At 65.6% G+C, this 14,092-nt stretch carries 6 protein-coding genes; all 6 read left to right on the top strand.

The window, feature by feature from the left end:
* Positions 1 to 73 precede the first annotated feature (73 nt).
* Genes QA635_RS12650 through treY form a run of 6 tightly spaced genes read left to right on the top strand, consistent with a single transcriptional unit; the run spans position 74 to position 14,092 of the window.
* Positions 74 to 2,023, top strand: a complete 1,950-nt coding sequence (locus tag QA635_RS12650; RefSeq protein WP_283069403.1) for an alpha-1,4-glucan--maltose-1-phosphate maltosyltransferase — start codon at positions 74 to 76, stop codon at positions 2,021 to 2,023.
* Between the two features lie 10 nt (positions 2,024 to 2,033).
* Positions 2,034 to 5,339 carry a maltose alpha-D-glucosyltransferase gene (treS, locus tag QA635_RS12645; RefSeq protein WP_283069401.1) on the top strand — a complete coding sequence of 1,102 codons (3,306 nt, stop codon included), beginning with the start codon at positions 2,034 to 2,036 and terminating at the stop codon, positions 5,337 to 5,339.
* On the top strand, positions 5,336 to 7,483 hold the full coding sequence (glgB, locus tag QA635_RS12640; RefSeq protein ID WP_283069400.1) for a 1,4-alpha-glucan branching protein GlgB: 2,148 nt from the start codon (positions 5,336 to 5,338) through the stop codon (positions 7,481 to 7,483). The genes treS and glgB overlap by 4 nt, the downstream gene beginning before the upstream one ends.
* A 3-nt stretch (positions 7,484 to 7,486) precedes the next feature.
* The gene (glgX, locus tag QA635_RS12635; RefSeq protein WP_283069388.1) at positions 7,487 to 9,559 is read left to right on the top strand and encodes a glycogen debranching protein GlgX; all 2,073 of its coding nucleotides are present in this window, start codon (positions 7,487 to 7,489) and stop codon (positions 9,557 to 9,559) included.
* Entirely contained in the window at positions 9,556 to 11,307 is a 1,752-nt protein-coding gene (gene treZ / locus QA635_RS12630) for a malto-oligosyltrehalose trehalohydrolase (protein WP_283069387.1), read from the top strand. Before glgX ends, treZ begins: the two co-directional genes overlap by 4 nt.
* Positions 11,308 to 11,311: 4 nt before the next feature.
* Complete coding sequence (treY, locus tag QA635_RS12625; protein WP_283069386.1) at positions 11,312 to 14,092, top strand: malto-oligosyltrehalose synthase; 2,781 nt, start codon at positions 11,312 to 11,314, stop codon at positions 14,090 to 14,092.

Raw genomic sequence — 14,092 nt, 5'->3', positions numbered from 1 at the left:
CTTTCTATATGGGTCTGGCGCGCCTCCTTCCCGGCGCCGGGACGTCATTTGCATTTTTAATGGCGGCATCACCGTGAACAAAACCCTCCGGCCTGTCGAGAGTGCCCATGGCACTTTTCATATCACCGATGTCTATCCGTCGGTTGATGGCGGCCGCTTTCCGGTGAAGCGCATTGTGGGCGAACCTGTCGAGGTGTGGGCCGACATCTACCGTGCCGGACATGACGTGATATCGGCGGCATTGGTGTGGCGGCGCGAGGGCGACAGCGAATGGCAGATCGCGCCGATGACGGCGCACAGCGATGACCGCTGGGGCGGCGCCTTCGTGCCCGACCGGCCCGGCCGCTACGCCTTCGCGATCGAGGCCTGGACCGATGAATTCGCCAGCTGGCGGCATCGTTTCGAGCAGAAGCCGCGCGACGGCAGCGATCGCACGCTGGACGCGCTCGAAGGCGCGGGCATGCTGACCCAGGCGCAGGCCGGCAGCCCGTCGGCGGCGGCCGTCATCATCAGGCAGTGCGAAATCTTTCTGCAGACCGGCGAACCAGGTGCGCTGCTCGCGCCCGAATTGCGGGAGGCGATGGCCGGCAGCCAGCTTCGCCGCGATCTGATGCGATCGCAGCTCTACCCGCTGACCGCGGACCGCCCGCGGGCGCGCAGCGGCGCATGGTACCAGATGTTTCCGCGCAGCCAGGGCAAGGCACCGGGCATGCATGCAACCTTCAACGACAGCATCGCGCGGCTTCCCGACATCGCCGCGATGGGCTTTGACGTCGTCCTGCTCGCGCCGATCCATCCGATCGGCCGGCAGCACCGCAAGGGCCGCAACAATGCCGCGATCGCACAGGCGGGCGATCCCGGCAGCCCCTATGCGATCGGCGCAGCCGAGGGCGGCCACGACGCCGTGCATCCGGAACTCGGCACGCTCGACGACTTCCGCGCCTTCGTAATGGCAAGCCAGGCGCATGGCCTCGAGGTCGCGCTCGATTTCGCCGTGCAGTGCTCCCCCGATCATCCCTGGCTGAACGAACATCCAGAGTGGTTCAAGCGGCGCCCGGACGGATCGATGCGCACGGCCGAGCATCCCCCGCAGCGCTGGGACGATGTCGTCAACCCGGATTTCGGGTCCGAGAATGCCGCTGCGCTGTGGCGCGCACTGCGCGACGTCGTGCTGTTCTGGGTCGAACAGGGCGTCAGGATCTTCCGGGTCGACAATCCGCACACCAAGCCGCTGGCGTTCTGGGAGTGGCTGATCCGCGAGGTGCGGGACCGCGACGCGGACGTGGTGTTCCTTGCGGAAGCCTTCGCGCGCCCGAAACTGATGAAGGGCCTCGCCAAGCTCGGCTTCACACAGTCCTACAGCTATTTCACCTGGCGGACGCAGCGCTTCGAGCTCGAACAATATCTCGGCGAGTTGACCTCCTATCCCGAGCGTGACTTCTTTCGGCCGAATTTCTTCGTCAACACACCGGACATCCTGCCTTTCCACCTGCAAAGCGGCAAATCCTGGATGTTCAAGTCGCGTCTCGCGCTGGCCGCGACGCTTTCAAGCAGCTATGGCATCTACAGCGGCTTCGAATTGCTCGAGCATACGCCGGTGCCCGGCCGCGAGGAATATCTCAACTCCGAGAAGTACGAGATCAGGGTTCGCAACTGGGAGCAGCCGGGGAACATCAAGCCCTATATCGCAGCTCTCAACCGGATCAGACGCGGCAATCCGGCCCTGCAACAATTCGCCAATTTGCGCTTTATTAGTGTCGATGACGGCGGCGTGATCGGCTTCATCAAGGAGGCGGTCGATCAGGGCAATGTGATCGCGGCCGCGATTGCATTATCAGCCGAGCTGCGTGAGGTCTGGCTGCCGCTCGGCGACGTCATGGTCGGCCGTGGCGATGCCCGCCGCCCCGTCTCGGCAGTGGAAGACCTTGTCACCGGAGAGCGCCACGCGCTCGAATGGGGAGGCATCCGTCTACGTATAGATCCTGCGCGCGATCCCGCGTTGCTGCTGCGCTGTGTCGCCTGAAGGAGCCGTCATGAACGTATTCTCCTCCGTCAATACCCAGGAGAAGGTCGCAACCGAGACTGCGGACCAGCTGTGGTACAAGGACGCGATCATCTACCAGCTGCATGTCAAGGCATTTGCCGACAGCAACAATGACGGCATCGGCGACTTCGCGGGGCTGACGGAGAAACTCGGCTATCTGCAGGAGCTCGGCGTCACCGCGCTGTGGCTGTTGCCGTTCTATCCCTCGCCCGGCCGCGACGACGGCTACGACATCGGCGACTATGGCGACATCAATCCCGATTTCGGGACGATGAAGGACTTCAAGCGCTTCATCCAGGAGGCCAAGAAGCGCGGCCTGCGCGTCATCACCGAGCTCGTCGTCAACCACACCTCGGACCAGCATGCGTGGTTCAAGCGCGCGCGCCGCAGCCCGCCGAATTCGAGCGCGCGCAGCTGGTATGTCTGGAGCGACACCGACCAGAAATACCTCGATACAAGGATCATCTTCACCGATACGGAGAAGTCGAACTGGACCTGGGATCCGGAGGCCGGCCAGTTCTACTGGCATCGATTCTTCTCGCACCAGCCGGACCTGAATTTCGACAATCCGCGCGTGGTGCGCGCCATCGTGCAGGTGATGAAGCGCTGGCTCGACACCGGCGTCGACGGTTTCCGGCTCGACGCCATTCCCTATCTGTGCGAGCGCGACGGCACCAACAACGAGAACCTGCCGGAGACGCATGCCATCATCAAGCGGCTGCGCCAGGAGCTCGACGCCTACGCCAAGGGCAAGATCCTGCTGGCCGAAGCCAATCAATGGCCGGAGGACGTGCAGGAATATTTCGGCCATGGCGACGAATGCCACATGGCCTATCACTTCCCGCTGATGCCGCGCATCTACATGGCGATCGCCCAGGAAGACCGCTTTCCGATCACCGACATCCTGCGGCAGACGCCCGACATTCCCGCCGCTGCGCAGTGGGCGCTGTTCCTGCGCAATCACGACGAGCTGACGCTGGAAATGGTCACCGACGTCGAGCGCGACTATCTGTGGTCGACCTACGCCAACGATCCGCGCGCCCGCATCAATGTCGGCATCCGCCGCCGCCTTGCGCCGCTGATGGACAACGATCGGCGCAAGATCGAGCTGATGAACTCGCTGCTGCTGTCGTTCCCGGGCACGCCGATCATCTATTACGGCGACGAGATCGGCATGGGCGACAACATCTATCTCGGCGACCGCAACGGCGTGCGGACGCCAATGCAGTGGTCGCCGGACCGCAACGGCGGCTTCTCGCGCGCCGACCCGGCGCGGCTCTACGCGCCGATGATCATGGACCCGGTCTACGGCTATGAATCCGTCAATGTCGAGGCGCAGTCACGCAGCCTGTCGTCGCTGCTGTCGGCGACCAAGCGGCTGATCGCGGTACGCAAGTCAACGCTTGCCTTCGGGCGCGGCACCATGACCTTCATCCGCCCGGAGAACCGCTCGGTGCTGGCCTATGTGCGCCAGTACCAGGGTGAGGCGATCCTGTGCGTCGCCAATCTGTCGCGGTCTGCACAGGCCACCGAGCTCGACCTCTCCGCCTTCAAGGACCGCATTCCGCTCGAGATGCTCGGGCGCACGCGCTTCCCGGCGATCGGCGAGCTGCCCTACATGATCACGCTCGCGCCGTACGGCTTCTACTGGTTCCAGCTGCAGGAGCGCGACAAGTCCGAGCCGGTGACGCCGCGCGCGGTGCCGGAATTCGAGACGCTGGTGGTGCCGCTGAATTCGACCTGGATGTCATTGGCGCGCACCCGCGGCGTGTTCGAGCACGACGTGTTGCCCGGCCATCTCGCCCGCACGCGCTGGTATCCGGAGCGCTCAGCCAGCGCGATCCAGCCGATGCTGGTTTCCGCGATCCCGTTCTGCGACATCGGCGATAACCGGCCGTGGCTCGCCCTCTTCGAGACCACGCAGCGCGGCACCACCAGCCGCTACGTGCTGCCGATGCAGATCGAGTGGGTGCGCTTCGACCGCGAGCGCTACAATCCGCGCGCATTCGCCGCCGTACGCCAGGGCGCGCGCGAGGGCACCTTGCTCGATGTCGCCACCGACCAGATCTTCACCGGCCTGTTCCTGCGCAACCTGCGGGAAAACCTCACGGTCTACGAAGGCGAGCAGGGCCTCAAGCTCGAATTCCGGCCGACCAGCCGCTTCTCCGACCGGCCGGTGCGGCAGCCCGAGCGCATCCGGGTGTTCGAGAACGACCAGCCGCATTCGACCGCGCTGGTCGACAACGAATATGTCACCAAGATCTATCGCAAGCTCGAGGTCGGCATCAATCCGGAGATCGAGATGGGCCGCTTCCTCACCGAGGTGGTCAACTTTCCGAACACCCCTGCCCTGCTCGGCACCGCCGAGCTGATCGAGGGCGACAAGCGCAGCGCCATCGCCGTCCTGCATGCGATGGTCGTCAACCAGGGCGACCTCTGGACCATCGCAGGCGCACACCTCGATCGCCTGGTCGAACGGCAGCGCCTGCTGACAGTGAGCGAGCACCCCGTGGAGAACGGCGACCAGGCGACCTATCTGCGCCACATGTCGCATAGCGGAAAGCGGCTGGCCGAGCTGCATCTGGCGCTCGCCAGCAACCGCGACCTGCCGGACTTCGCGCCCGAGCCGACCAAGCCCGACGACCTGCAGCGCTGGGCCGACGAGATCATGGCGCGGGCCGAGCGCGTGTTCGATACGCTGAAGCAGCGGCGCGGCTCCCTGAAGGAGGCCGACCGGCTGCTGGCCGATCAGTTGCAGGCCCAGCACGACACGCTGCCGGAGCGGCTCAAGGCACTGCTGCCGCGCGAAACCGACGGCCTCAACATCCGCCATCACGGTGACCTGCATCTCGGCCAGTTGCTGATGGTCAAGGACGACGTCTTCATCATCGATTTCGACGGCGGACCGGGCCGCACCATCGCCGAGCGGCGGCGCAAGGCACCGCCGGCGCGCGACGTCGCCGGCCTGATCCGTTCGATCGACTATGCGGCGACCGCCGCGCTGGAACGCACGCTCAAGGTCTCCCCCGACGAGAGCGGCCGGTTGAGCCTCGCCTTGGCCGACTGGCGCGACCAGGCCGCGGATACCCTGCTGGCGGCCTATCGCGAGACGGTGGCCGGCCAGCGGCTGTGGCCCGCCGACGCCAAGACGGCCGATCGCCTGCTCAATTTTTTCCTGCTTGAGAAAGCCTTCTATGAGATCGAGTATGAGCTGGCCAACCGGCCGGATTGGCTGCGGGTGCCGCTCACCGGCCTGCTGAGGATCCTGGCGCAACAGCCGCATGAGGTTGCATGAGCAAACTGCCCGCCGAGGCCTATGCCATCATCGAGGGCCGCCACTCCGACCCCTTCCACTATCTCGGGCTTCACCCCGAGGGGGATCGCAACGTCGTCCGCGCCTTCCTGCCCGATGCCAGCAATGTCGAGGCGATCGGCGAGCATGGCGAGACCGCACAGCTGGCGCGGATCCATGACGCCGGCCTGTTCGCAGGCCCCCTGCCGAACGGCTCGACGCGCTACCAGCTCCGCGCCCGCTTCGGTGACAACGTCGTCGAGCTGGAAGATGCCTATCGCTTTCCGCCGATCCTGAGCGATTTCGATCTCTATCTGCTCGGCGAAGGCACCCATCAGCGCGTCTACGACACGCTCGGCGCGCATCCGATGACGCTCGACGGCGTCGACGGCATCGGGTTCGTGGTGCTGGCGCCGAATGCTCGGCGGGTCAGCGTGGTCGGCGACTTCAATTTCTGGGACGGACGGCGGCATCCGATGCGCGTGCGCGGCCCGGGCTACTGGGAACTGTTCATCCCGCGTGCAAGGGTCGGCGACCACTACAAGTTCGAGATCATCGGGCGCAACGGCCAGCATTTGCCGCTGAAGTCCGATCCCCTGGCGTTCGCCGCCGAGGTGCGCCCGAAGACCGCCTCGATCGTGATCGACGAGCGCAAGATCCCGCATCCGCGCCCGGCGCCGGATCGCGTCAACGCGTTGAGCTCGCCGATGTCGATCTACGAGGTCCATCTCGGGTCGTGGCGGCGCAAGGGCCGCAATGAGTGGCTGACCTATCGCGAGATGGCGGAGCAGCTGCCGGCCTATGCCAGCGACATGGGCTTCACCCATGTCGAATTCCTGCCGATATCAGAGCATCCGTTCGACGGCTCCTGGGGCTACCAGCCGACCGGCATGTTCGCGCCGACCAGCCGCTTCGGCTCGCCGGACGATTTCGCCGCGCTGATCGACGCCTGCCACGGCGCCGGGCTCGCGGCGCTGCTCGACTGGGTGCCCGGGCATTTTCCCGACGATCCGCACGGGCTCGGCAATTTCGACGGCACCGCGCTCTACGAGCACGCCAATCCGCTGCAGGGCCGTCACCTCGATTGGGGTACGCTGATCTACAATTACGGGCGCACCGAGATCACCAATTTTCTGGTGTCGAACGCGCTGTTCTGGCTCGATCGCTACGGCATCGACGGGCTGCGCGTCGATGCCGTCGCCTCCATGCTCTATCTCGACTACAGCCGTCCCGCCGGCGGCTGGATCCCGAACAAATATGGCGGCCGGGAGAACATCGAGGCGATCGACTTCCTGCGCCGCTTCAACACCGAACTGTTCGCGCATTTTCCGCAGGCGACGACGGCGGCGGAAGAATCCACCGCATGGCCGCAGGTGTCGCGTCCCGTCGAATATGGCGGGCTCGGCTTCGGCTACAAGTGGAACATGGGCTGGATGCACGACACGCTGAAATACATCGGCAAGGACCCGATCCACCGCAAATACCATCACGGCGACATCCTGTTCGGCCTGCACTACGCCTTCTCGGAGAATTTCATCCTGCCGCTGTCCCACGACGAGGTCGTGCACGGCAAGCGTTCGATCCTCGGCCGCATGCCCGGCGACGACTGGCAGCGCTTCGCCAATCTGCGCGCCTATTACAGCTTCATGTTCGGCCACCCCGGCAAGAAGCTGATGTTCATGGGCTGCGAGTTCGGCCAGGAACGCGAGTGGAATCACGACTACTCGATCGATTGGCATCTGCTGCAACAACCGAAGCACAGCGGCATCCAGAACCTGGTCCGCGACCTCAACCGGCTCTATCGCGCGCTGCCGGCGCTGCACGAGCTCGACTGCGACCAGGCCGGCTTCGAGTGGGTCATCACCGACGATGCCAACAACAACGTGTTCGCCTGGATCCGCAAGGGCAACGCCGAGCGCGCACGCTGCCTCGTGATCGCGAACTTCTCACCCAACGTCTACCGCAACTATCGCGTCCCGGTGCCGTTCGCGGGCAAGTGGCACGAGGTGTTCAACTCGGATTCCGCGCATTACGGCGGCACCAATGTCGGCAATGTCGGCGAGGTGCGCGCATCGGAGGACGCCACGCCCGAACTGAGCCTGACCATTCCGCCGCTGGCTGCGATCTTCCTCGTACCGGAAAGCTGATTGATGCGACTGACCGGGGGTACGTCCGCACGGCTCGGTGCAAGCTGGGACGGCAGAGGCACCAATTTTGCGCTGTTCTCGGCGAACGCGGAGAAGGTGGAGCTGTGCCTGTTCGACGGCCAGGGCCGCCGCGAGCTCGAGCGGATCGAGATGCCGGAGCGCACCGAGGACGTCTGGCACTGCTATCTCAACGACGTCTCGCCGGGCCAGCTCTACGGCTATCGCGTCTACGGGCCTTACGCGCCGGAGCGCGGCCATCGCTTCAACGCCAACAAGCTGCTGCTCGACCCCTACGCCAAGCGGCTCGCCGGCCGGCTGGTATGGAGCGATGCGCATTTCGCCTACCGCACCGGCAGCGCGCGCGAGGACCTTTCGTTCGACCGGCGCGACAATGCCCGCGGCATGCCGAAGGCGGTCGTGGTCGACGAGACCTTCAACTGGGGCCGCCGCGAGATCCGGCCGCATATCCCCTGGGAAGACACCATCATCTACGAGGCCCACGTCAAGGGCCTGACGCAGAAGCGCGAGGACGTGCCGCCGAACCTGCGCGGCACCTATGGCGGATTGTCGTCGCCTGCGATGATCGACCACCTCAAGCGGCTCGGCGTCACCACCATCGAGCTGTTGCCGATCCACGGCCTGATCGACGACCGTATCCTGGTCGAGAAGAAGCTGGCGAACTACTGGGGCTACAACACCATCGCCTTCTTCGCGCCGGAGGCACGCTACGCCCAGGACAATGCGCTCGATTCCTTCCGCACCACGGTGGCGCGGCTGCACGATGCCGGCATCGAGGTGCTGCTCGACGTCGTCTACAACCACACCGCCGAGGGCAACCATATGGGCCCGACGCTGTGCTTCCGCGGCATCGACAATGCCTCCTATTACTGGCTGAACCGCGAGAACCCGCGCTTCTACGACGACTTCACCGGCTGCGGCAGCTCGGTCAACCTCACCCATCCGCGCGTGCTGCAGATGGTGATGGATTCGCTGCGCTACTGGGTCGAGGTCTGCCATGTCGACGGTTTCCGCTTCGATCTCGCCACCACCCTGGCGCGCGGGCCGAACGGGTTCGATCGCAACCACCCCTTCCTCACCGCGATCCGCCAGGACCCGGTGCTGGCAACCGCCAAGATGGTCGCCGAGCCCTGGGACCTCGGTCTCGGCGGCTACCAGGTCGGCGCGTTTCCATCGCAATGGTCGGAATGGAATGACCGCTATCGCAGCGCGATGCGGCGCTACTGGAGCGGCGAAGGCAGCCTGATCGGCGACATCTCGGGCCGCATGACCGCATCCTCCGATCTATTTCACCACGACAACCGCGCGACCCGCGCCAGCGTCAACCACATCACGGTGCATGACGGTTTCACGCTCGCCGATCTCTTCAGCTACAACGAGAAGCACAACGAGGCCAATGGCGAGGACAATCGCGACGGCTCCAACGACAATCACAGCAACAATTGCGGCCATGAGGGCCCGACCGACGATCCCGCCATCATCGCGCTGCGCCGGCAGCTCAGGAAGAATGCGCTGGCCTGCCTGCTGCTCGCACAGGGCACGCCTTTGATCCTCGCCGGCGACGAGGTCGCGAACACGCAAGGTGGCAACAACAACGCCTATTGCCAGGACAACGAGACCGGCTGGATCGGCTGGGAGAACCTCGGCACGGACGACGACGCCATCGATTTCATCGGCCACCTCACAGCACTGCGCCAGCGCTTCGGCCAGATCCGCTGCCAGCGCTGGCTCGACGGCCGCCGCACCGACGGCAGCTACGGCGTGCTCTGGCTGACGCCCGCGGCGGAAGAGATGAAGGAATCCGACTGGAAATTCCCCGAGAGCCGATTCCTCGCCTATGTGCTGGGACCGATGGAACCAGGACAGGCGCCGATCTTTATCGTGCTCAATGCCGCACCGCAGGAAATCGTGTTCAGGATGCCGAGGATGACGGAATACAGGAGCTGGCGGCAGGTCTTGAACACGACCAAGGCGGAGCAAACGGGTGAGCAATTCGCATCCGGCGCCGATACCAAGGCACCGCCGCGCTCGGTGCTGGCATTTGCAGGCTCCACATGAACAGACAACATTTCGGCGCCGAGCTGACATCTGACGGCACGCGCTTCCGGCTCTGGGCGCCGGCGGCCAAGCGCGTCGACCTGCTGATCGACAAACCGCATACGCTCACGCGCGATGCAGCCGGCTGGTACGTCGCCGAGATCCCGGGCGGGCGCGCCGGCACGCGTTACAAATTCCGCATCGATGACGAAGTCGATGTGCCGGATCCCGCCTCCGCATTCCAGCCGGACGACGTGTTCGGCCCGAGCGAGGTGATCGACCACGCCGCCTTCAAGTGGCGCGCGACGGACTGGCGCGGCCGTCCCTGGCATGAGGCCGTCGTCCTCGAGGCCCATGTCGGCACCTTCACCCGCGAGGGCACCTATCGCGCCATGATCGACAAGCTCGATCATCTGGTGGCGACCGGCATCACCGCGCTCGAGCTGATGCCGCTGGCGGATTTCGCCGGGAAGCGCAACTGGGGCTATGACGGCGTGCTGTGGTACGCGCCCGACAGCGCCTATGGCCGTCCCGAGGACCTGAAGACCCTGATCGACGAAGCGCATCTGCGCGGGCTGATGGTGATGCTCGACGTGGTCTATAACCATTTCGGCCCCGAGGGGAATTATCTCGGCCGCTATGCGCCGTCCTTCTTCAGTGACGCGCACACCCCGTGGGGCAGCGCTATCGATTATCGTGTGCCCGAGGTGCGCGCGTTTGCGATCGGCAGCGTCGTGAGCTGGCTGCGCGACTATCGCTTCGACGGGCTGCGGTTCGATGCGGTCAACACCATCGTCGAAGCCGGCGAAGTCTCCGTGCTCCACGACTTCAGCAAGGCCGCCGGCAAGCTCGCCACCGAGACCGGCCGCTCCATCAACCTCGTGCTCGAAAACGGCGACAACATTGCAAGCCTGCTCGATGCCGCCGAGGATCCGCCGCACGGCAAATTCCGCGGCCAGTGGAACGACGACTATCATCACGCCTGGCACGTGCTGCTGACCGGCGAGACCCAGGGCTATTATGGCGACTACCGGGCGCCGAAGCAGGACCTCGCACGCGCGCTGTCGTCCGGCTACATCTACCAGGGCGAAGTCTCGGAGTTCTGGGGCGGCAAGGCGCGCGGCGAGCCGAGCGGCATGCTGTCGCCGACCTGCTTCATCAACTTCCTGCAGAACCACGACCAGATCGGCAACCGGCCGCTCGGCGATCGTCTCGTCAGCATTGCCAAGCCGGCGGCGGTCGCGGCGGCGCTGGCGGTGACGCTGATCGCGCCGACCACGCCGATGCTGTTCATGGGCGAGGAATGGGGCGCGACGACGCCCTTCCCGTTCTTCTGCGATTTCAAGGGCGACCTCGCCAATGCCGTCCGCGCCGGACGACGCAAGGAGTTCGCCTGGGCCTATGCCAAATATGGCGACGACATTCCCGACCCGCTCGCCGACGAAACGGTGCGGTCGGCCGTGCTCGACTGGGCGGCGCTCGGCCATGATCCGGCGCGCGCGCGGCTTGCGCTGGTGCGCGACCTGCTCGCCGTTCGCCGGCAGGAGATCATGCCCCGGCTCAAAGGGTGCCGTTTCGGCGATGCCATCGTGGCTGGCGACCTGTTGACGGCGCATTGGCAGATGGGCGACGGCAGCACGCTGCGGCTGACAGCCAATTTGTCCGCTCGCGACATCCCCGATGGACCGGAGCCGAAGGGAACTGCGATCTGGGGCGGCGCGTTGTCGAGCGACCTCCCCGGCTGGGCGGTGCGCTGGCACATCGGATAGCACAATGCCTCCGGCGATCCCGATCGCAACCTACCGTCTGCAACTCACTGCCGATTTCGACTTCGATGCCGCCGCCGGCGTGGCGGCGTATCTGAAGGCGCTCGGCATCAGCCATGTCTATGCGTCGCCCTTCATGAAGGCGCGCAAGGGCTCGACCCACGGCTACGACGTCGTCGACCACACCAAATTCAATCCGGAGCTCGGCGGCGAGGAGGGCTTTGCGCGGCTGAGCGACGCATTGAAGCGCCATGATCTCGGCCTGATCCTGGATTTCGTGCCGAACCATGTCGGCGTTCACTTCGCCGACAATCCGTGGTGGCTCGATGTGCTGGAATGGGGACCGGCGTCGCCGCACGCGGTCTCCTTCGACATCGACTGGGACCAGCTGCCCTATCGCGCGCGCGGCGGCGTGCTGTTGCCGATCCTCGGCTCGTCCTATGGCCAGGCGCTGGAGCGCGGCGACATCGAGCTGCGCTATGACGCGAACGAGGGCAGCTTCTCGGCCTGGTATTTCGAGCACCGCCTGCCGATCGCGCCGGAGCGCTATGGCGAGGTGCTGCGCACCATCGTCCGCGAGGCCGCGGCCGAAGACAGCCCGCCCGGACGCGCGATGCTCGAGCTCGCCGCGCAATACCGGGCGCTGCGTCGCCCCAACCGCGTCGAAGCGCCGGCGGTGAAGGCGGCGATCAAGGCGATCGAGGGCGGCGCCGAAACCATCGCACGCGGCCTCGATGCCTATCGCGCCGGTGAGGACCGCCCGACCCAGACGCTAGCGCTGCATCATTTGCTGGAACGTCAGCACTACAAGCTCGGCCACTGGCGGCTGGCGTCCAGCGACATCAACTATCGCCGCTTCTTCGACGTCAACACGCTGGCCGGCCTCAGGGTCGAGGACGCCGCTACCTTCGAGGCGAGCCACAGCCTCGTGAGGCGGCTGATCGCCGAAGACCGGCTGCAGGGCCTGCGGCTCGACCATATCGACGGCCTGCGCGATCCCGCGCAATACTTCCAGCGGCTGCGCCGCCTGATCCGCGCCGCGCAGGGCGCGAAGGCCGGGCCGTTCTACGTGGTGATCGAGAAGATCCTCGGCGAGGACGAGAAGCTGCCGAAATTCAGCGGCGTTCACGGCACCACCGGCTATGAATGGATGAACACGATCAGCCAGGCACTGGTCGACGGTCGCGGCCTCGATCCACTGAACGAGATCTGGCGCCAGATCAGCAACCAGTCGCCGAACCTGACGCCGGTGTTGCGCGAGGCCAAGCAGCGCGTGCTGGAGACGCTGCTCACCAGCGAATTCACCGTGCTGGCGCGGCTGCTCGCGCGCATTGCCAGCGGACACTACTCGACCCGCGACTTCTCCGGCGACAGTCTGCGGCAGGCGCTCGAGCTGTATGTGCTGCACTTTCCGGTCTATCGCACCTATCTCACCGCCTCGGGACCAGCCGCGCATGACCGCGCGCTGATCAGCGAAACCATCGAGCGCGCCCGCGCCGACTGGTTCGCCGCCGACGAAGGCATCTTCGATTTCCTGCGCGATGCCTTCACCATGGACCTTCTGCAGCCCGGCCGGCCGCCGCATGGCGCGCCGCGGGTCCGCCGCTTCGCGCTGAAGGTGCAGCAATTCACCGGGCCGATGATGGCGAAGTCGCTGGAGGACACCACCTTCTACCGCTATCACCGGCTGCTGGCGCTCAACGAGGTTGGCGGCGATCCGGCGGCGAGCGCGATCGCGCCCGAGACCTTCCACGCCATGATGCAGGCCCGCGCGCGCGAATGGCCGCACGGCATGACGGCGACCGCGACCCACGACACCAAGCGCGGCGAGGACGCCCGCGCCCGCATCATGGCGCTTGCGGAAATCCCCGGCGAATGGACCAGCGCGGTGGCGCGCTGGAAGGTGCTGAATGCGCCGCATCTGGTGCTCGACGGCGAGATGCGCGCGCCATCGGCGACATTCGAATACATGCTGTATCAGGCCCTGCTCGGCGCCTGGGATCCCGATGATACGTCGCTCGCCGCCCGCATCCAGGCGTACGCGCTGAAGGCGGCACGCGAGGGCAAGCAGGAAACCAGCTGGCTCAATCCGCACCAGCCTTACGAGGCGGGCGTGAAAGCCTTCATCGAGCGGATCCTCGATCGCAAGACCTCGCCGGAATTCCTCGATGCGCTGGGGACGCTGGCGCAACGGACCGCGTTGATCGGTGCGCTGAATTCGCTCAGCCAGATCACGCTGAAGGCAACCATGCCGGGCGTGCCGGATTTCTACCAGGGCACCGAAAGCTGGGATCTTTCGCTGGTCGATCCGGACAACCGCCGCCCGGTCGACTTTACCGAACGGGCAGGAATGCTCGCCGCACTGGAGATGCCGGATTGGGATGCGCTGGCGCAAAACTGGCGCGACGGCCGTCTCAAATTCGCATGGACGCGGTATCTGCTACGGCTCCGCAACGAGCTGGCCGATGTGTTCACCAGCGGCGACTACGTGCCGCTCGCCGTCAGCGGCCCGCACCGCGATCACGTCATTGCCTTCGCGCGGCGCCATGGGCGCGAGGCGGCCATCGTTGCGGTGGCAAGGTCATTCGCCCCGTTCACGCAGGGCGGCCGCAGTTGGCCGCGCCCCGAGGCTTTTGAAGGTGAAATCGACGTGACGGGATATGCGCTCAGGGATGGCGCAACCCGGATTCAGCTCCCGGAGCTGTTCGGCAATCTGCCGGTTGCCGTGCTCAAGACAAAGGTCGCGGGGACGAAACGCACCGCAAGGCCGGCCCGCTCGCACGCCTGA

Source organism: Bradyrhizobium brasilense, assembly GCF_029714345.1.
In the GTDB taxonomy this organism is placed as follows: Bacteria; Pseudomonadota; Alphaproteobacteria; order Rhizobiales; family Xanthobacteraceae; genus Bradyrhizobium; species Bradyrhizobium australafricanum.
Note: the sequence above shows the minus strand (reverse complement) of the source record. Positions and strands in the feature narration are given on the sequence as shown.

What these genes read in the sequence shown, in the direction of transcription:
- treS (WP_283069401.1), top strand. Translation starts at nt 2,034, where the DNA reads ATGAACGTATTCTCCTCCGTCAATACCCAGGAGAAGGTCGCAACCGAG.
- glgX (WP_283069388.1), top strand. Translation starts at nt 7,487, where the DNA reads ATGCGACTGACCGGGGGTACGTCCGCACGGCTCGGTGCAAGCTGGGAC.
- glgB (WP_283069400.1), top strand. Translation starts at nt 5,336, where the DNA reads ATGAGCAAACTGCCCGCCGAGGCCTATGCCATCATCGAGGGCCGCCAC.
- treY (WP_283069386.1), top strand. Translation starts at nt 11,312, where the DNA reads ATGCCTCCGGCGATCCCGATCGCAACCTACCGTCTGCAACTCACTGCC.
- treZ (WP_283069387.1), top strand. Translation starts at nt 9,556, where the DNA reads ATGAACAGACAACATTTCGGCGCCGAGCTGACATCTGACGGCACGCGC.